The sequence below is a fragment of the Mariniflexile sp. AS56 genome, from assembly GCF_030552475.1.
Taxonomy (GTDB): domain Bacteria; phylum Bacteroidota; class Bacteroidia; order Flavobacteriales; family Flavobacteriaceae; genus Mariniflexile.
Genome location: NZ_JAUPED010000002.1, coordinates 406516 through 424862, shown reverse-complemented (window position 1 = coordinate 424862; position 18347 = coordinate 406516). Strand labels below are relative to the sequence as shown.

14 protein-coding genes are annotated in these 18347 nt (G+C 32.2%); 10 read left to right on the top strand and 4 right to left on the bottom strand.

Translation table 11 applies throughout. The features are described from left to right. A partial coding sequence (locus tag Q5N74_RS04545) for a gliding motility-associated C-terminal domain-containing protein (RefSeq protein WP_304387532.1) occupies window positions 1–930 on the top strand: 930 nt, incomplete at its 5' end. 32 nt (window positions 931–962) lie between these two features. After that, complete coding sequence (locus tag Q5N74_RS04540) at window positions 963–1922, top strand: type IX secretion system membrane protein PorP/SprF (protein WP_304387531.1); 960 nt, start codon at window positions 963–965, stop codon at window positions 1920–1922. Between the two features lie 78 nt (window positions 1923–2000). Here Q5N74_RS04540 and Q5N74_RS04535 read toward each other — a convergent pair whose 3' ends face one another. Together Q5N74_RS04535 and Q5N74_RS04530 are read right to left on the bottom strand one after the other, a co-directional pair. Next, the gene (locus Q5N74_RS04535; protein WP_304387530.1) at window positions 2001–2387 is read right to left on the bottom strand and encodes a DUF302 domain-containing protein; all 387 of its coding nucleotides are present in this window, start codon (window positions 2385–2387) and stop codon (window positions 2001–2003) included. 5 nt (window positions 2388–2392) lie between these two features. Beyond that, a complete protein-coding gene (locus Q5N74_RS04530) occupies window positions 2393–2482 on the bottom strand; it encodes an SHOCT domain-containing protein (RefSeq protein WP_304387539.1) in 90 nt (29 codons plus the stop codon). A 553-nt stretch (window positions 2483–3035) separates the two neighbouring features. Between Q5N74_RS04530 and Q5N74_RS04525 the strand changes: the two genes are divergently transcribed. Further along, a complete protein-coding gene (locus tag Q5N74_RS04525) occupies window positions 3036–3980 on the top strand; it encodes a hypothetical protein (protein ID WP_304387529.1) in 945 nt (314 codons plus the stop codon). A gap of 61 nt (window positions 3981–4041) precedes the next feature. Here Q5N74_RS04525 and Q5N74_RS04520 read toward each other — a convergent pair whose 3' ends face one another. Then, window positions 4042–6417 (bottom strand): TonB-dependent receptor, encoded by a 2376-nt coding sequence (locus Q5N74_RS04520; RefSeq protein ID WP_304387528.1) that lies wholly within the window; start codon window positions 6415–6417, stop codon window positions 4042–4044. A gap of 433 nt (window positions 6418–6850) precedes the next feature. Next, complete coding sequence (locus Q5N74_RS04515) at window positions 6851–8092, bottom strand: hypothetical protein (protein WP_304387527.1); 1242 nt, start codon at window positions 8090–8092, stop codon at window positions 6851–6853. Window positions 8093–8224: 132 nt separating this feature from the next. Between Q5N74_RS04515 and Q5N74_RS04510 the strand changes: the two genes are divergently transcribed. From Q5N74_RS04510 to Q5N74_RS04480, 7 genes are all read left to right on the top strand, one after another. Then, on the top strand, window positions 8225–10588 hold the full coding sequence (locus tag Q5N74_RS04510) for a TonB-dependent receptor (RefSeq protein WP_304387526.1): 2364 nt from the start codon (window positions 8225–8227) through the stop codon (window positions 10586–10588). A 95-nt stretch (window positions 10589–10683) separates the two neighbouring features. After that, entirely contained in the window at window positions 10684–11709 is a 1026-nt protein-coding gene (locus Q5N74_RS04505) for a hypothetical protein (RefSeq protein WP_304387525.1), read from the top strand. Between the two features lie 2 nt (window positions 11710–11711). Further along, entirely contained in the window at window positions 11712–12983 is a 1272-nt protein-coding gene (locus Q5N74_RS04500; protein ID WP_304387524.1) for a cytosine permease, read from the top strand. Further along, complete coding sequence (locus Q5N74_RS04495; protein ID WP_304387523.1) at window positions 12984–14411, top strand: aminoacyl-histidine dipeptidase; 1428 nt, start codon at window positions 12984–12986, stop codon at window positions 14409–14411. A 1108-nt stretch (window positions 14412–15519) separates the two neighbouring features. After that, the gene (locus tag Q5N74_RS04490; protein WP_304387522.1) at window positions 15520–17142 is read left to right on the top strand and encodes a hypothetical protein; all 1623 of its coding nucleotides are present in this window, start codon (window positions 15520–15522) and stop codon (window positions 17140–17142) included. 60 nt (window positions 17143–17202) lie between these two features. Next, entirely contained in the window at window positions 17203–17583 is a 381-nt protein-coding gene (locus Q5N74_RS04485) for a hypothetical protein (protein WP_304387521.1), read from the top strand. A gap of 7 nt (window positions 17584–17590) precedes the next feature. Next, the gene (locus Q5N74_RS04480; RefSeq protein ID WP_304387520.1) at window positions 17591–18328 is read left to right on the top strand and encodes a hypothetical protein; all 738 of its coding nucleotides are present in this window, start codon (window positions 17591–17593) and stop codon (window positions 18326–18328) included. Window positions 18329–18347: the final 19 nt, after the last annotated feature.

Here is an 18347-nt window from a genome sequence, read left to right as displayed (position 1 = left end):
GATAATGATGGTGTGGTGGATCAATTAGATGCAGATGATACCGATCCGAATAACGATTCTGATGGTGATGGTTATGGAAATGCGGATGAAACCGCTGCTGGTAGTGATCCGATGGATCCAAACTCAAAACCTCTAGATACCGATAATGATGGCATTAGTGATGCTACCGATACCGATGATGATAATGATGGCGTGTCTGATACTGATGAAGCCACCAATGGCACCGACCCTCTAAACCCAGACACCGATGGTGATGGCATCAACGATGGTACCGAAGGCACTACGGATACCGATGGTGATGGCAAAATAGACGCTTTAGAATCGAACACTGCCGATGCTGATAATGACGGCGTAGTCGATCAATTAGATGCAGATGATACCGATCCGAATAACGATTCTGATGGCGATGGTGTTGCCAATAGTTTGGAATTCTTAGAAGAAACAGACCCTTTAGATCCTTGTGATTTTAATTATGAGAGTCAGAATTTAAATTTTGTCTCTGAATATTGGCTTGCACTAGATTGTGATAACGATGACATTATAAACGGAGATGAATTGGGTGATAAAAACAATAATAACATTCCCGATTACTTAGAAATAATAGCATTTGTACCTAAAGGACAAAAACTAGTGGTGTTCGATATTTTTACGCCAAACGGTGATGGCGTCAACGATCATTTAGTATTTAAAGGCTTAGAATTTTTCCCTAATAATACATTACAAATATTTAATAGATGGGGCGTTGTAGTATATAGTGCAAATGGTTATGGAACAGGCGACAAGCTATTTACAGGAATTTCTAATGGCAGAAGCACCATCAACAAAGATGCCCAATTACCAGAAGGTACTTATTACTATGTTTTAAATTTTGTAAATGATGAGGGAGAGACCATTAGTGATGCTGGCCCTATTTATATCAATAGAAATTAATATATAAATTTTTAAATAGACTGTTTAAATTTATGAGAAGTCAAATTACACGTTATTCAATTCTACTCTTAGTACTGTTAGGAAGTGCTCATGTGTTCTCACAACAAGAACCACAGTATGCCCAGTATATGTATAACACACAAAGTATTAATCCCGCTTATGCAGGAACAGAAAATCAATTAAGTTTATTAGGCTTACACAGAAGCCAGTGGGCAGGGTTAGAAGGCGCACCAAAAACTCAGATTATTTCGATGCATGCGCCTTTTGGAGACCATGTTGGCTTGGGATTAAACATTACAAATGATAAAATATTTATTGCACAAAGCACCTATATTGCTGCGAATTTCAGTTATAAAGTCCCTGTTTCAGAGCGTTCTATTTTATCTTTTGGTCTTCAGGCAGGAGGGAAGCTTATGAGTATAGATAGTAACAGGTTAAATAATGGTGCCGAATCTTCGGGTGACCAAGATGCTTCTATTAGTGATCGCAATAATTTTACACCTCAAATGGGGTTTGGAGCTTATTATTACACCAATAACTTCTTTTTAGGTTTTAGTATTCCAGGAATATTAGATTCTAAAAAATTCCTAAAAGATGAGGATAATAAAAGTACTTATGTTTCTGAAAAACCACATTATTACCTACTTGCAGGCTATTCTATAGAATTAAATAAAAATGTAGATTTCAAACCATCAACTTTACTAAAAGTGGTAGATGGTGCGCCTTTACAGTTAGATTTATCTGCCAATTTCTTATTTTACGATGATATTACTTTGGGAGTAGCCTATAGATGGGACGCCACTTTAAGTGCTATGGCTGCGTTTCAGGTTACTGATAAACTATTATTAGGCTTTGCCTATGAGATTGAAACCTCAAAGTTACAAAAGTACAACGGAAACTCTACAGAGCTTATTTTAAGGTACAACTTTATCAAGAACCCTAATAAAACAGCGCTTCCTTTGGGTGATGAGAACATGACTGGGGGGATTTAACAATATTTAAATCACGAGTAACTACTGTATAATCCATCATTTAAAATAAATGTGATTAATTAAACATTTTTTAAAATTTTAAAGGTTTTTGATGATTTGCTCTAACTTAGCTGTAATTTCTTCAGCCACTTTATTTAACTTTTCATTATCCACAGCTTGCATCGAGGCCATTGGGTTTACAGCCGCTACCTCAAAAACGCCATCTTCAATTTCCTGCACAATCACGTTACAAGGTAACATCGTTCCAATTTTGTCTTCTGCTTGCAAAGCTTTATGCGCATAGGGAGCGTTACAAGCGCCAAGAATTCTATACTTTTTATAGTCTATACCCAGTTTTTCCTTTAAGGTTGCTGTTACATCAATTTCTGTTAGTATACCAAAACCTTCTTCTTTTAATCCTAGAGTAACCTTATCTATAACTGCTTCAAAAGTGCCTTTGATTGTTTTATTAAAATAATACTTCATAGTTTTTAATTTTTAAAATTTAATGTTCTTTTTTGTTCTTCATATTCTTCTTTAGATAGTTCACCCTTTGCGAACCGGCTGTCCAGAATATCCATGGGTTTTTCGTCCTTCACGGTACTTTGTCTATTTCGTCTGTTGTACAGAAATACTGCCAATACAAACACAAATGGTATAAATATCAACCACATCATCATAATTTTATAGTTTTAATTGTTAACTAATTAATTTTATTTGTAATCACCCCATCACGAGGCGCGTCATAATTGATAGCGCTTTCTATCCAACTTATTAATAGTAGGTTTATCAACCTGGAAATGAGTTCGAATTTCTAAATAGATTGATAGAAGGTCTTTCATTTAACAAATTCAGGATGTACAGCGAAATTTTTAGAACTGAGATGAAACTTTCTAAAGAGAAATTCAATTCAACAACATACTAGAACAGTATGCGCCTCCATTTAAGAGTTTTTATAAGATAGTCAATTTCTAATGAATGGCCATACTATAAAGAGCTTTTGTTTGTTTCAGTTTATTTTGAGATGTCACCTGTGCCTTTATCTTTATTTTAATTATAAATTATCCATTCGATTATCCATAATTAAACATGTATCTTTAAAATTCATATTAAAGCTAAAATGACATTCCCATTATGAAGTACCTTTCCCTTTTTTCATGCCTGCTTGTTTTACTATTAATTGGTTGCAATGAGGTTAATCCTAAGAGTGAAAAAGAGGTGCGTACTTTTGTAAAACAATGGAACGCTGCCCATACACCAATAAAGTCACCTTACTTAGATCGTTACTATTTGGATGTAGTAACCTATTACGAAAAAGAGTTTACTAGAGACCAAGTACAGCAAGATAAGGATGTACTGTTTCAACAATTTCCAGACTATACACAGCGTATTTTTAACGACCAATTAGAAATCACGAAAGTGGAGGGGAGCTTTTTAGTAACGTTCATCAAACAAGTTAAATACAAGGGAATAGAAGCCGATTACCCCTCGTATCTTTCCTTGACGCTTAAAAATGGTAAATTCAGAATACTTCGAGAAGGCCTATCTAAAACCGCGAAAAATATAGATGCACCCATTTTTCCAAAAGCGCGCGAAAATAATGGGATTCTCTCTAAAAACAGGCAACTGTTTGGCGATTTTAATGGGGACGGTCTATCAGACTATGCTACGGTAATGGCTCCAGAAATAGAATCTGCTAGGAATACCCAAAACGGTGATGCCATACCATGCAAAGGAGAATGCAACAGTGTTATCCTATTTAGTAATAAAGATCTCAAGGCCATCACAATAAAAGGGGCATACCAATCGCAACTAGAAAACCTTAAAGATCTAAATAGCGACGGTGCCGACGAGATTGGTTTTTGGGATATAAAGCCTACAAGTAAGACCCTTTATGTTTTTAATCCATCTAATGGAGCTTTACTCGCCGATCCTATTGTAATTAATACCTCCGTTCATAAAAACATGAAGCTTATTGACGTTTTTAAAAAAACAGGCGTGAATAGAATTACAGTGACATTCAGTGAGGAAGTCGATGGGAAGTGGGTTTTAAAGAATAAAGTGATTACTCTAGATTAAAGCAAAAACGGAAGTATTAGAGAAAAACCTAAAGCATTAAATACAAATACGTAACAGTCTATCACCTTTGTCCGGAAAACTCCATGGCTTCCCCTTTTCCGAAAGCGTAACTCACCCCAAAAACAATAAACCTACCGCGTTTAGAGCTGTTTGATGTGTAATAGGTAGGTTGTGAAACAATACGTTCGTCAACGCGGGTTGCAAATACATCGCGAACACTTAAATTCAGAATAAATTTCCCTTTTAAAATCTTTTTTCTTACGCCCATATCAGCAAAAAAGTTATCTGATATTTCACCTTGAACACTAGCAAATTTAGAATTATAATTACCAGCCACTTCCAAATCAAACTCTTTAGGTAATTTAAATTTTGAAGTAAGGCTCGTTGTCCATCTAGTACCTTTAAAGTCGAAAATTTCTAATTCGAATTCACCTTTTCTGTTAAAATAATTGATGTTAAAATCGCTTGTAACTGTAAACCATCTAGCAAAAGTGTATTTACTATTAAACTCAAAACCAACCGTGTTGCTGGTACCAATATTTTCGGGTTGCGAGGTACTTATACTGTTTTCAAAACTTATAATATTTTCAACAACATCTGTCGTATATCTGTTATAAAGGCTGAAATTCAATGATGCTTTTTCTAATTTGTGAATACTTGTTAATTCAAAAGAATCGGTGTATTCTGGTTGTAAATCGGGGTTTCCTCTAGAGATACTATAGTTGTTTCTAATATTATTAAAAGGGTTTAGTTGCCTTAATCCCGGTCTGCTAATACGTTTGGAATACCCCAACTGTAACGAAAAATTATCATGTATGTTATAAGAGGTATGGACACTCGGGAAGAAGTTGGCATACGATTTTTTATTAAGCGCATTCGTTGTTTTTAACTCCGTTGTTAAGTTGGTGCTTTCAAGTCGTAAGCCTAGTTTTAATCCCCAAACATCATCCTCAAAAGCCATGGTACTATAAAGCGCAAATACTTTTTGGTCAAAATTAAAAACATTGGTTAAATCAGGATTGCTAATCCATTCCTCATTAATAAAATCGCGCACTTCAAAATCGTTGGACACGTTATTGATGTCGTACTGAGACCCCGTTTCCAGCGTGTATTTTTCTAGAAAAGGATGCGTGTAATCGAGTTTAAAAGTAAAATCTTCCAATTTATAATCGGTCCTTGTTTCTTGTAAGGTGTTTGGCTCATCACCAAAAGAGGTGGTGTTATTATATATCGATTTTTGGTCTTTGGCAAAGCTATTTCCTAAAGCACTAAACAATAAATCTTGGTCTTCATGCCGTTTAAAATCCTTTTTATATTGCAACTCGTATCTAATTTTTGGGTTGGTTGCTTCGGTATTATCTTGTCGTAACCAACTATCCGTTCGGGTGGTTTCCTCAAAAAATTTATCAAAATAAGAGTTAGCCAATTGATCTTCTATTTCAAAAGCATAAGTTCCAGAAAGCGTCAATACATTTCGGTCGTTAATATGAAAATCGGTACCCAAAAGTAAACTCCCAAATTTTTCATTAAAAGTGCTTCGCTCGTTATTTGTTATGGTAGAATCGTTAACAAAATCTTTGTTTGTAGATTTACTTTTGGTTTTAAAAGTTCTTTTTCCAAATCCGAGTTGGGTAAATAAATTGAACATTTCCGTTCGTTTATTTAAACTTAAACCAAAACTATTACTGTTTGGCACACCGGCATTTAAGGAAGCAGCCCCGTTAAGACCTCTTTTTTCTGAACTTTTTATCACAATATTTATAATACCAGCGGTACCAGAGGCATTATATTTAGCCGATGGGTTTGTAATCACTTCAATTCTTTCAATCATATCTGCAGTAATGGTTCCAAGAGCATTCCCATCGGCAGAAGCCAGCACCGAAGGTTTTCCATTAATCAATACTTGAACCCCTTGGCTACCACGTAAACTAATTACGCCTTCAATAGACACATTCACGGAAGGCACACTATTCAGTACTTCTAACGAACTAGCACCTGTTGAACTGATGTCCGACCCCACAATAAACACGCGTTTATCCAGTTTAAATTCAGTTTGCGATTTTTCCGCACGCACAAGCACTTCACCCAAGGTATTCAGGTCTTCGGTTAGGGTAATAAGTCCTAAATCAATCTTATTTTTAACTAGCTTAAAATCTCTAAATACTTGGGGAGCATACCCCATAAAGCTAACCTCAATATAAAAGTCTGTAGCATTGGTTTCTAGGGTAAAAAGCCCGTTGCTGTCAGTTATGGTTCCTGTAATAGGCTTACCTGTAGCATTTTGAACTATGGCAATGGTAGCGTATTCTATGGGTTGGTTGCTCGTCGCTTCAAAAACGTTTCCTGTAATTTTTTTAGAAATATTTTGAGAATAGCCCATAGTAGCTAACAAGCTTAAAAAGAAAATAAAAACAGTAGGAGTAATATGAAATTTCATAGATGGTATGATGACAATTGATTAGCTAATATACTATCTAAAAGAATAAAAACTAAAATTATCGTGAGAATTAACATACTTATGAGCCAATAAGTAGAGGTCTTATTTTTTAAATAAAAATGAGAGTGCTAAACCATATAATGTATTTAAAACTTCATCTACTATATACTATCGATATAAGTCTAAAGACCTTATATCTGTAATTATGTCAAATATCGCCCAATAGCAATTTCGCTAATTGTTATAAAATGTACTATAATGGCCCGAGTTATGTAACTTTGAATTGGCTAAAGCGAATTTTGAATTACTACTTTTTCTTGTTTTTTTTCTAAAAACTTTCTCTAAAATGCTAATGGAACACTCTTTTTACGAAACGACGCGGTCACTGAGCCTGCCGAAGTGTAGGAGGGAACCGTAATGTGTGTGGAATGGATTATAAACTATGAGGAGAATATCTAATTGAAACTTGTCCACTTACCAATCTGTTTTCATTATCGATGCCACTAAAAACACCATTATGAACTTCGTTATCTTCTTTTATATAATAAGATTTGAAATATACATCAACCATATCAAGAGATATGATACCCGCAAATCGAAAACTAAAATGAACAATAGAGCCTTTATTCATGAGTTCTAAGGTGTCATTTTCAAAATAGACGTCTTCGCTTATTGGAACTATTTTATAGTTAGATTGAAGAATTTTAAATTTAATAATCTCATTAAAATCTTCTAAAGAACTAAAATTTAATGTGTATGTGCCTGGTAATTTTCCATAAATAGATGAATAGGGACTATTTTCAGAGAGCTCCAAGTAATGCTGTGGTACTATTGCGGGATTTGTTATGCGTTGGTTTCGTATTTCTTGAGCGATGTATGACGGAATATTTATATTCTTAGATTTCTCCTCCATAATTTCTTTTGATTCACATTTTTCCAGTATAATTTTACCAGCTACTGTATTAGTGTAAATATCATAAGATGTATATGTGCCCACTAGAAAATTTATATTTGATGGGTCTTTATGACCAATATAATAGGTTTCGTTATCGCCTTCAACCATTTTGCCATCTAGTAAAGTTTTTGTTTTTATGTGAAGTGTATCTTCTCTACGATTAATGCGACCATAATTATATAACTCCTTAATAGCACCGTCACTGTCTCTATAAATAAAAGTATGTTGAATTTTTTTCCAGTTATTGGAAATAATCGAATATCCTTTAATAATGGTATTGTCTTCACCAAAGTAATAATTTAGATAATAGAAGGTTTCGTTACTTTTTTTATCAAATATCAAAGCTAATTGCAGCTCTCTTTTATCATCATCCAAATTTTGATTGTCTATGAAATCTATAGCGTTTTTACAATTTAAATATTTGAAAATAAGCTCTTTATAGTAAGTGTTAAGTTTGATTATAGGCTTCCCTTTATAGTGTTCTCTTGCCTTATCATATAAGTACTTTCCATTTACGGAATCGTTGCTAATATTAATAGCTTCAAAATCTTCCTTCAAATTAGGTTCTTGTTCATTATAATTACCATATCCATATAATTGAAATGATTTCGGCAAGCGTTTTAATTTATGTTTTTTAATGTAGGTGTCATGAATTGCATTAAGTAGTTTTTCAAAATAATCATCAGTTAACAATAGCGAAGTGGATTCTTGTTCTTTCATAAATTCCTAAAAATGTTATTAAAAATATTAAAAATATTAATAATAATAATAAATAATTATAATTAATAATCAATTTGGTAATTTCCAAACTGAAAATAAATACCTAACACTCACTTAATAACTCTTTAAAAGATGAAAAAAATCTTATTCTTAATTGCATTTATTCCTTTTATCGGTTTAGGGCAAGCGGTAACTATTTCTGGAAAGGTGTCTTATGACATCGATGGATTACCAGGTGTAAATATTATTGAAAAAGGAACAGCCAATGGAACGACATCAGATTTTAATGGTAACTATGAAATAGTTGTATCGTCTTCTGATGCTGTTTTAGTTTTTTCTTATGTTGGCTTTAAAATACAAGAAGTGACAATTGGCAAACAAAAAACTATAAATATAACGTTGGCAGAAGATGCTGCCGCTTTAGACGAAGTTGTAATTAAGGGTTTTGCTGGTGTTGTTGGTCAAGCTCGTAAACGTACAGAGTCTGTACAGAAGGTTCCAGAATCGGTTGTGGCTTTAAATAGTGAAGGTATAGAAAAGGCTGGTATTAATAATGTATCTAATTTCGCGAAATTGGTACCTAACCTAAAATTAAACTCATCGCAATCTGCTGGTATCAATTTTTTAACGGTTAGAGGTATTCCACAAATCAGGAATGGCGATGCACCTGTCGCCTTTGTTATCGATGGAGTTACCATTCCAGACCCAAGTTTATTGAATCAAGAATTATTCGATTTGGCTTTAATTGAGGTCGTTAAAGGTCCTCAAGGAGCTTTGTATGGTAAAAACGCAATTGGAGGTGCCATTAATATTTATTCAAAAGAGCCCACTAATACATCAAGACATAATGTTACTTTAGGTTATGGAAATGGAAATTCTATTTTAGGAAAGTTTGTATCTACTGGAGCACTTGTAGAAGATAAATTATACTATCGATTCTCTACACAAGTTCAAGATTTTGGTGGTTTGTTGACTAATGAGTTTTTAAATGAAAAAGTAGATTTTGAAACAAACTTTAATTTAAGAGGACAATTGATAGCACGTTTATCTCAAAATTTTAAAATAACTGGAACATTCCAAACGATGGATGTTAGTGCAGGAGCTGCGCGTTATTCTGTTAACCCAACAGGAAATGTTTTTGTTGATGGAGCACCTGGAGGAACATTAAATCCGAACCCTGAAAGTGGAAATAATATTATTTCACACGATGAATCTGGAAAATCAGATATTCAAAATTTGTTTGGTAGTCTTAATATGGAGTACACCCTAGATAAAATAAAACTACAAGGCATTACATCTTATAATTATGTTGACAGATCACTTTCTGGAGATTTAGATTTCACACCGTTTGATGATTTTACTCAAGGTGAAACTGCCGAAACAAAAACATTTAACCAAGAGATAAGAATAAACAACTTGGCTTCAGATTCTAAATTAAATTGGCAAGCAGGTGGTTTTTATCAAAATATTGAAAAGCCATTTTTTCAAGATGGTTTAAGTAGAGATTTTACTGATTTTGAATTATACTATGGTGTTGCAGCAGATGTTATAAATACTACCAAAACATATGCTCTTTTTGGGTTTGCAGATTATAAAATCACAGACAAATTAACAGCTGCTGTTGGGTTTAGATATGATAATGACACGTTTGAACAGCAAGATAATTTGGCAAATGAAAATTCTAAAAGAACCAATAGTATTCTGCAACCAAAATTATCTTTATCATACCAAGCAACAAAAAGCGCTCTAATCTATGCCAATTACGGTCGTGGCTATAGAACGGGTGGTTTTAACCCTGCAGTGACAGATAAATTTAATAGAGGATTTGAAGATGAAACTACCGATAACTTTGAAGTGGGTTTTAAAACCTCTTGGTGGGAAAATAGATTTATCTTAAATGGTTCTGCATTCTATACAGATTTTACGAATCAACAACAATATATATTTGACTTAAATACTTTTTTTGCAGGAAACTATAATTATGATAAAAGTAGAATTATTGGTTTTGAATTGGATGCAAAAGTAAGACTTACAAAGTATTTAGATTTATTCGCTAATTACGGTTTTGTAGATTCTGAAATTACAGAAGGTGGTACAACTGGTGGTGTAGATGGTACTACTACAGATTTGAATGCTTTTAATGGTAAGAAAACACCCTTTGTTCCAGTAAATAACTTTAATGTTGGGCTTGAATCAAGTTTTAAGATTAATAAGAAAATGGGGTTTACCGCCATTGTTAATCTAAATAGTACTGGTAAAACATATTGGAATGAACTTAATGATGTTGGGGCTACAACTGATGCTTATCAATTATTAGATGCAAGAGCAATATTGTCAATAAACAAAAAAGTGAAATTTACATTTTGGGGCAAAAACATTCTAGACAAACAATATTATACCGAGTATGTATCAGGTGCATTATTTGGTGGCTTTGATGATTTTGCTTGGAGAGGAATGCCAGCAACTTATGGTGTTACCGCTTCAATTGATTTTTAAGTAAGTGTTGATTTTTTATTAATAATTTGATTAGTAATTAAAAGGGAATATATACAAAGCTTCCCTTTTCTTGTAATAATGTAAAAGACATCAAGATGGATAAAAAAGAAAAAGTAGCCAAAAGGCTTATAGATATGTTTCAAATTAAAAAAGGAGAGACAATAGCGATAACAGAAGATAATAATTCTGAACCTGGTTTAGTAGATGCCTTATTTGCCGAAGTTATTAATGTAGGAGGAAAGCCGTTAGTATTAAAATTTAAACAAGCCAGAGACAATGGTCAAGCAGGAATTATGGATTGGCCAGCAGAAGCATTAACAGCTGCACTTTCTAATGTAGATGTTTGGATAGAAACTAATTATGCGTTTTTATTATATTCAGATATCTGGGAAACAGTAATGAATGTAAACAAAAAATTACGTTTTTTAACAATTACACAATCTACAATTCCATCTTTAGAACGTGTGTTTTGTGATTATGAAGTTACAGATATGGCTACACTTTTATATGGATTAAAAGATATGGCTTCAGCCGCTAAAAAAGTAACCATTACGTCTGTTAATGGCACAAATGTTTCTTTTGAAATTGAACCAAAATTCCCTTTAGATTTGGACGATGGCGATTTTTCTAAACCAAAATTCATGACTGCACCAGGTTATTTAAACATCGTTCCGAAATGGGGAACAATGAATGGAACCATAGTTTTTGATATGATAATGCACGCTGATTTATCAGATAGTTCTACCGTTGAATTTACAATGAAAGATGGAAAGATTACCGATTTTAAAGGTAGCAAAGGACATTTATTAAAAGACTATGTAGAAAAATTTAATGAAGAGAATATGTTTAAAATTTCTCATATGATGATTGGTGCCAATCCTGGCGTTAGAGAATTAAGTTATGAAATTGTAGAAGATGAACGTATTTGGGGAGGCGTAGATTTTGGTTTTGGACATACAAGTCCAATAGATATGCCACCTTTAGGGCAGCCAGCAACTTCGCATTTTGATGGTGTAGTAGAAAAGGTAGACTTTTATTTTGATGACATTCAAGTTATTGAAAAAGGTGTATTTTCACATCATAAAATAAAAGATGCAGCAGAAAAACTGATAAATAAATAGAAATGAGCAAGGTAAAACCACCAAAAATACCTGTTGACTATTCTAGAACAAAAGTTCCTGAAGATAAAACAGTAAAAGGCATTCAAATTGCTTCTATAATTGTTGGCATTGGTGTTACACTTCCTGTCTTTTTTGTGGGTTCTGAAGTTACCCAAGCGATTGGGCTATCAAATGCATCATGGGTTTTTTTTGGTGTTTGTATTATTTTAAGTGTTTTATGTGGCATTACAGCCATTATAGGAAATAGAACACGATTATCTACCTATATGTTGCTTCATTTTTCCTTCGGAAAAAAAGGTACGCAGATTATTAATATTTTAGTTGCTATAACACTATTAGGTTGGTATGCTGTTACTGTAGAAATTTTTGGACAAGCATTAACAGATGCTTTTAAACAGTTGTTAGATGTTAATTTTCCTTTATCAACTGGAATTATTATTGGTAGTGTATTAATGACGCTAACATCTATATATGGTTTTAGGGTTATAGAACGCTTTTCTTCAATCGCTGTACCGTTAATGATAATTTTCGTCATCTATGTGCTGTATATAGCCACAAGTGAGAATAGCATAAGTAGTTTGTTAAATATTGATGGGGACAATAGCATGACTATTGTACAAGCAATTTCAGCAGTGGTAGGTATGGTAATCTTAACGCCTGTTTTAATGCCAGATTATTCACGATTTGCAAGAACTGACAAGGATAGTTTAATAGCTGTTTTAGGTTTAACTATTGGGTTTCCATTAGTGTTATTAGCTGGAGGAATACCAAGTTTAATTACAGGAGAAATAGATATTATGAAAATAATGATTGGTTTAAGTTTAACTATACCTGCATTATTTATTCTTATTTTCTCTACATGGACCACAAATACTGCAAATTTATATTCTACACAGTTAACATTGGCTACCGTTTTTACAAAAACGAAAGATTTTAAATTAGGTATCGCTGCGAGTATTTTTGGAACGATACTAGCATTGTTTGGAGTTGCTACTTATTTTATAGATTTTTTAAACATATCTAGTATTTTTATTCCACCAGTATCGGCTATTTTTATTGCCGATTTCTTTTTTATAAAAAAACAAAACTACAATTTAAAAGATTTTGACAGTTTGCCTCATTTTGATGCTGCTGCGATTATAAGTTGGGTTGTTGCTTGTGTCATTGCTTATTTAGGAGCCTACGATTATATAACTCTAACTTCCATATCATTCTTCGATTCGTTTATCGTTGGGTTTCTGCTTTATATCATTCTTAAAAAAATTATCAAATAAATGTCCGAATTATTTAAAGATTTAAAGCCAAATACAATTTGGCAACATTTTGATGCTATTAACGAAATTCCAAGAGCATCAACTAAAGAAGAAAAAATCATTGAATATATGGTTGACTTCGGAAATGCTTTAGGACTAGAAACTATTGCAGATAGAATCGGTAATGTTATTATCAAAAAACCAGCATCTATTGGAAAAGAGAATAGTCCTACTGTCGTGTTACAAGGGCATTTAGATATGGTGCATCAAAAAGAGGTGAATTCAGATTTTGATTTTAAAACTCAAGGTATTCAAATGTATATTGAAGGAGATTGGATAAAAGCAAAAGGAACCACTTTAGGCGCAGATAATGGTATTGGAGTAGCGGCAATTATGGCAGTATTATCATCAGTTTCTATTGAGCATCCTCAAATCGAAGCTTTGTTTACTATTGATGAAGAGGTTGGTATGACAGGAGCAGAGGCCATTCAGAGAAATCAATTATCAGGACGTATTTTACTGAATTTAGATACTGAAGAAGAAGATGAAATTATAATTGGATGTGCAGGAGGAGTTGATGTTGAAATTGAGGAAACATTACCTACAGAAGTCCTTGATGAAAACTATAATTTTTTCGAAATAAAAATTGACGGATTAACAGGAGGACATTCAGGAATGGATATTCATCTCAACAGAGCCAATGCCATTAAGGTTCTAGCAATTGTTTTAAATAAACTAGAAGCCCAAATAGCAAAAATTAATTCAGGAACATTGACCAACGTAATTCCTCGTTATGGGAATGCGATAATTGCTGTTAAATCAGACTATAATATTGTAGAAGAAATAGGCAAAATTCAAGAACAAATACGAGTTGAATTTTCAAAAACTGACAAAGAATTATCTATTTCATTAAACAAAGTCAGTAAACAGTATAGTGTACTTAAAAAAGATGCTCAAACAAAGTTTTTAAAAGCTTTACAAGAAATTCCACATGGCGTTTACTCATTTACAAAGGGTATGTCAGAATTGGTACAAACTTCTAACAATGTTGCGAAGATTAATTTAGAAGAAGGTTATTATAATATAGCATGTCACACACGTAGTTCTGTAGATACAGAAAGAGATGTTTTAGTAGCAAAAATAAAAGATGTTTATAATTCAGCTACGGTAAACGAAGTAGGACCTTACCCTGGTTGGAAGCCCCAACCCAATAGTAACTTGCTAACTACAGCTAAAAGTTGTTTTAAAACAATACACAATAAAGAAGCACAAGTAAAATCTATACATGCCGGATTAGAATGTGGTATTCTATCTGGGACTTTTCCTGACATGGAAATGGTTTCTTTCGGTCCAAATATTAGAGGTGCTCATTCACCAGAAGAACGTTTGCAAATTTCTTCAACCCAGATTTTTTGGGAGTTATTGGTTATGATTTTGGATAAAGTATAATATTTAGCATTATCGACCTCATAAAATTTTGGTAAAACAATAGTTGAGTGGAGCGTAATATTTTAGGCTATACGAATGCAATTATCCTGTGGATGATTGTAATTGGATACAACACTCAAGTAACTAAGAGGTTTAAATCGTATTTAGCTAAAAATGTACACTGTACATTTTCTTAACACTAAATAGACTAAAATATAGTGCAACGAGTCGTAATTGTTTCCAAAATTATATGCAGTCATGATTTTAGAAATTTTTATTTCTAAAATTTTAAGCTTTTGCGTCAACCTCACGAGAATCACGCAGAAAAAAATCTTGCAGGATTATCCTCAAATACGTGAATTTTGAACAAACCTAAAAGCTTAGCTTTTTTTGGCGTCTGCAAGCGTTGGACAATTGTGTGTAGAAAAAAATGCCAGAGCATTTTATTTCTACAAAGCAATAGCGCGTTTGTAGGCGGCAATTTTACATAACGGCTAATTATAGATACAAATGTTTTTTAAACGCTGCGAAGCAAACCGCTTATTTGTTTAATGACCCAAGTTCCAATTATTTTAATGAAATTGTATGTATCTGGGATATTTTACATAATATTGAATTATAGCTATCAAATAAACTACAAGTTTCAAAGCCGTAATTTCTTTTAACATAATTGTTGACGATATAGACCTAAAGGCACTATATCTACAATTATGTGTAAATAGCCTGAAAAACGGCTATACAAAAATCACTATACATTTGTACTATAATGTTCTGCGTTATGTAACCTGAGCTTTGGTTAAAAGCGAAAGGTTCTTCTTCAGTTTTTCAAAAAAAATTTATTCCTAAAAGTTTCTTTTGCGATGTTAATGAAACACTGTTTTTACGAAGCGACGATAGGAGTGAAGTGAAATGTGTGTGGAATGAGTATTATAGTAATAAGTTTATTATTTTCTTGCTTTGAATTAAATAGGTATTGGTTTTTTAATCGAAAGAATAATTTGAAAAGCAAATATTTTTTTATATATTTAATGAAATTACTTCCCTAATAGCAAAAAACTATCTCCCAAGTTTCTTTTAATAGCAATAGAATTATTACTAATAAATAGTTTTAAATATATTTTTATTAATTATGAAGCAAAAGACAGTTGTCATATTAATGACTCTATTACTATTATGTGTAAACATAATAAATAGTCAAACAAAAAAAACACCACTAATAAAAATTGATATTAATACTGAAGCAACTGCTACAGTATTACTATTCGATCAAAGGTTTAAATTTGAAAGTTTTAAAACCGAATATGATTCTATTCATTTTAATTATGAAATAAATCCTGATGATAAAAAATCTTGGCATTATTTTAATGGCGATTCATTTGCGTTGAGAATTAAAAAATCGGTTGGAGTTGCTGTATTTCCCGAGGCAATAAAACCACTACATCCTAATGTACCCTATCAATTTAATTTCATTGCCTTTAAAAAAATAGAGTTAGACGATACAGAGCAAACAAATTTAAAAACGGAAACTTTCAAACTAGTGAAATCTAGGTTTGCAAACCCTAAAAATGTCTCAAATACTACTGTTAGTGAATTTAAAGCTGATTTAAAAAAGATAATAAGGAAATATGCAAAAGCTGATGATTTTTATAATTCTGATGGAACTTTAGTTAATATTAATTTACCATTATATGAGTCTTATTTATATCCTACAATTGACAAATTGGGAGATTTATCAATAGAAATCAATCAAAGGTTAGAGCCAAATGTTTTAAACACTATAGAACGAGTATTTGAATCAATAGATGAAGACGCAAGTATTATTAGTAAAATTTTTACAATAGTAAATGGAGATATTAAACCATCAGAAAAATTAACGAATATACTAGCTTCAAAGGTAAATGCATCTGCTGTTGGAAATGAAACACTAACTATGCAAGATTTTGGCTCATTTTTCTTTGATGATTTTGATTATAATCTAAAAGCTGTACTTAAAAGAAATTATAAAATAGTTGGAACAACTCTTGTTCCAGGGAGTAAGTTAGATAAAAACTCTATCATATTATTGGAGTCATTTTTAAATAAAATAGTATCAAAAAATATAACTAATGATGAAAAAAATGCAATACTTACAGAATCTGAAATAACTCAAATTAAGAAAATAAGAGCTGATTTTTCTATTCTGCTAGAAAAATTAATGAAAATTGAATTAAAATCAGCTCAAATAGATAAACTATCTGCTACTATACCCAATATATTGAATGATACTTTTATAATGGATAACATTTCAATAGAAGAAGCTATTTATATGGATTTAACAGCAGATAAAAATGCATATATAGGCATAGATTTAGGTTTAGTTTATGCCTTTTCTTTAGAAAGTATGTTTATTTATGAGGGCACAAACTTTTATTTTAAACCAGTAAATAGAGAAGCTCTATTCTCAGATTTAGAAGGTTGGGATGAGTTTTTTAAAAGATTTAGTGCTTATATAGGAGTTGCTCAGCTCATAACAGATAAACCAGACAATTTTAAACCGTTATTTGGAAAAAACAGCTTACTTACTGGAGTTGGTTGGCGATTAAATAGAACGTTTAGAATTAATACTGGTGCATTAATGCATTATGAAATTAATTCAAATCCATTAATAGATACTCAAAAATTTAAAGTTTCACCCACAATATCACTATCTGTAGATTTAGATATAGTAAAAGCTCTTGGTAGTGTTGGAAAAATATTAAACACAACAGAATAAATTATGTCAGCCAACCTAACATTCAACCGCATATCGTACAGTCCAGTTAATAATATATTAATGTTTAATTCTTCAGTTTCAGGCACTAAAATATCATCCGAAAGTATTAGGATAAGAATATTAGTGAAAATGGATCCAAGTCATTCAGGTCCAGTTAATGGAAAAATAATGTGTGCACTAAGACATCCTAATATTTATATATTTCAAGATGGAAGTAGTAAAATAGAAATTTCTTTCAATAATAAAACAAATAACTTTTCTCAAGAGTTTGGTGATAAAATAAAATTTAAGGATTCAAACTCTACACCAGAACTACCGATTGTTATTGATGTAAGCATAAAAGATGATAAACATGGAGATATATATCCCGAAAACAGTGAAAAAGGCAAATATTGGTGGGAACCAGTAATAGCATTAAGAAATTTACAAACTTTTATATAAAACTTCTATGAAATATTATACTCTTATACTTTTTATGCTACTTGTTATTTTTTCATGCAATAATGATGATGATAGTTTTGATGGAAACATCATAACTTTAGAAATACAGAATGATGATAACGAGTCTATTGCTTCTGTTTTAGCCAATGGTGAATCATTGATTGTTTTAAAAGCAAGTATATCTGCTGATGCCAATGATAATATTCAAACCATTGAATTTAATAAATCTTCTGGAGATTTTCTTGGAATAGCAGGAGCGACTGCGTCTCGTCCTATTGATGAAAATGGCGTAGCCACGATAACTTTAAAAGTTCCAAATATAGTAGAGCCAATGTTTTTTAATGCAAAGGTTTCTACAAATTCCACAAATTACTTTGCAGAAGCTTCTATAGAAACAAATAGGGCCTTTGCAGATAATATTATCATTGAACCATCTACTGTAGTAGTTACTCAGCCATCATCTGTAACTTTAAGTACATTTTTATTGCGAAATAACGGATTAGTAAGTGTAGGAACTCCTGCCAATTTTAAGGCGTTTCAAACTGTTTTAGATGAAGAAATAGAGGTTGGAAGATTTACAGGTCTTAATAATGCTAAAACAGACCAAGACGGAAAAATGAATATTACTTTCCATACAGATACTGGTGATATTAATACTACAATACCTGTAACCATAAGAGCGTTGACAACAAATGAAAATAATGAAGTCGTTTCAATGAATGTCAATTTAACCGTAAATGAATAATTTAGTACATATTAACTAA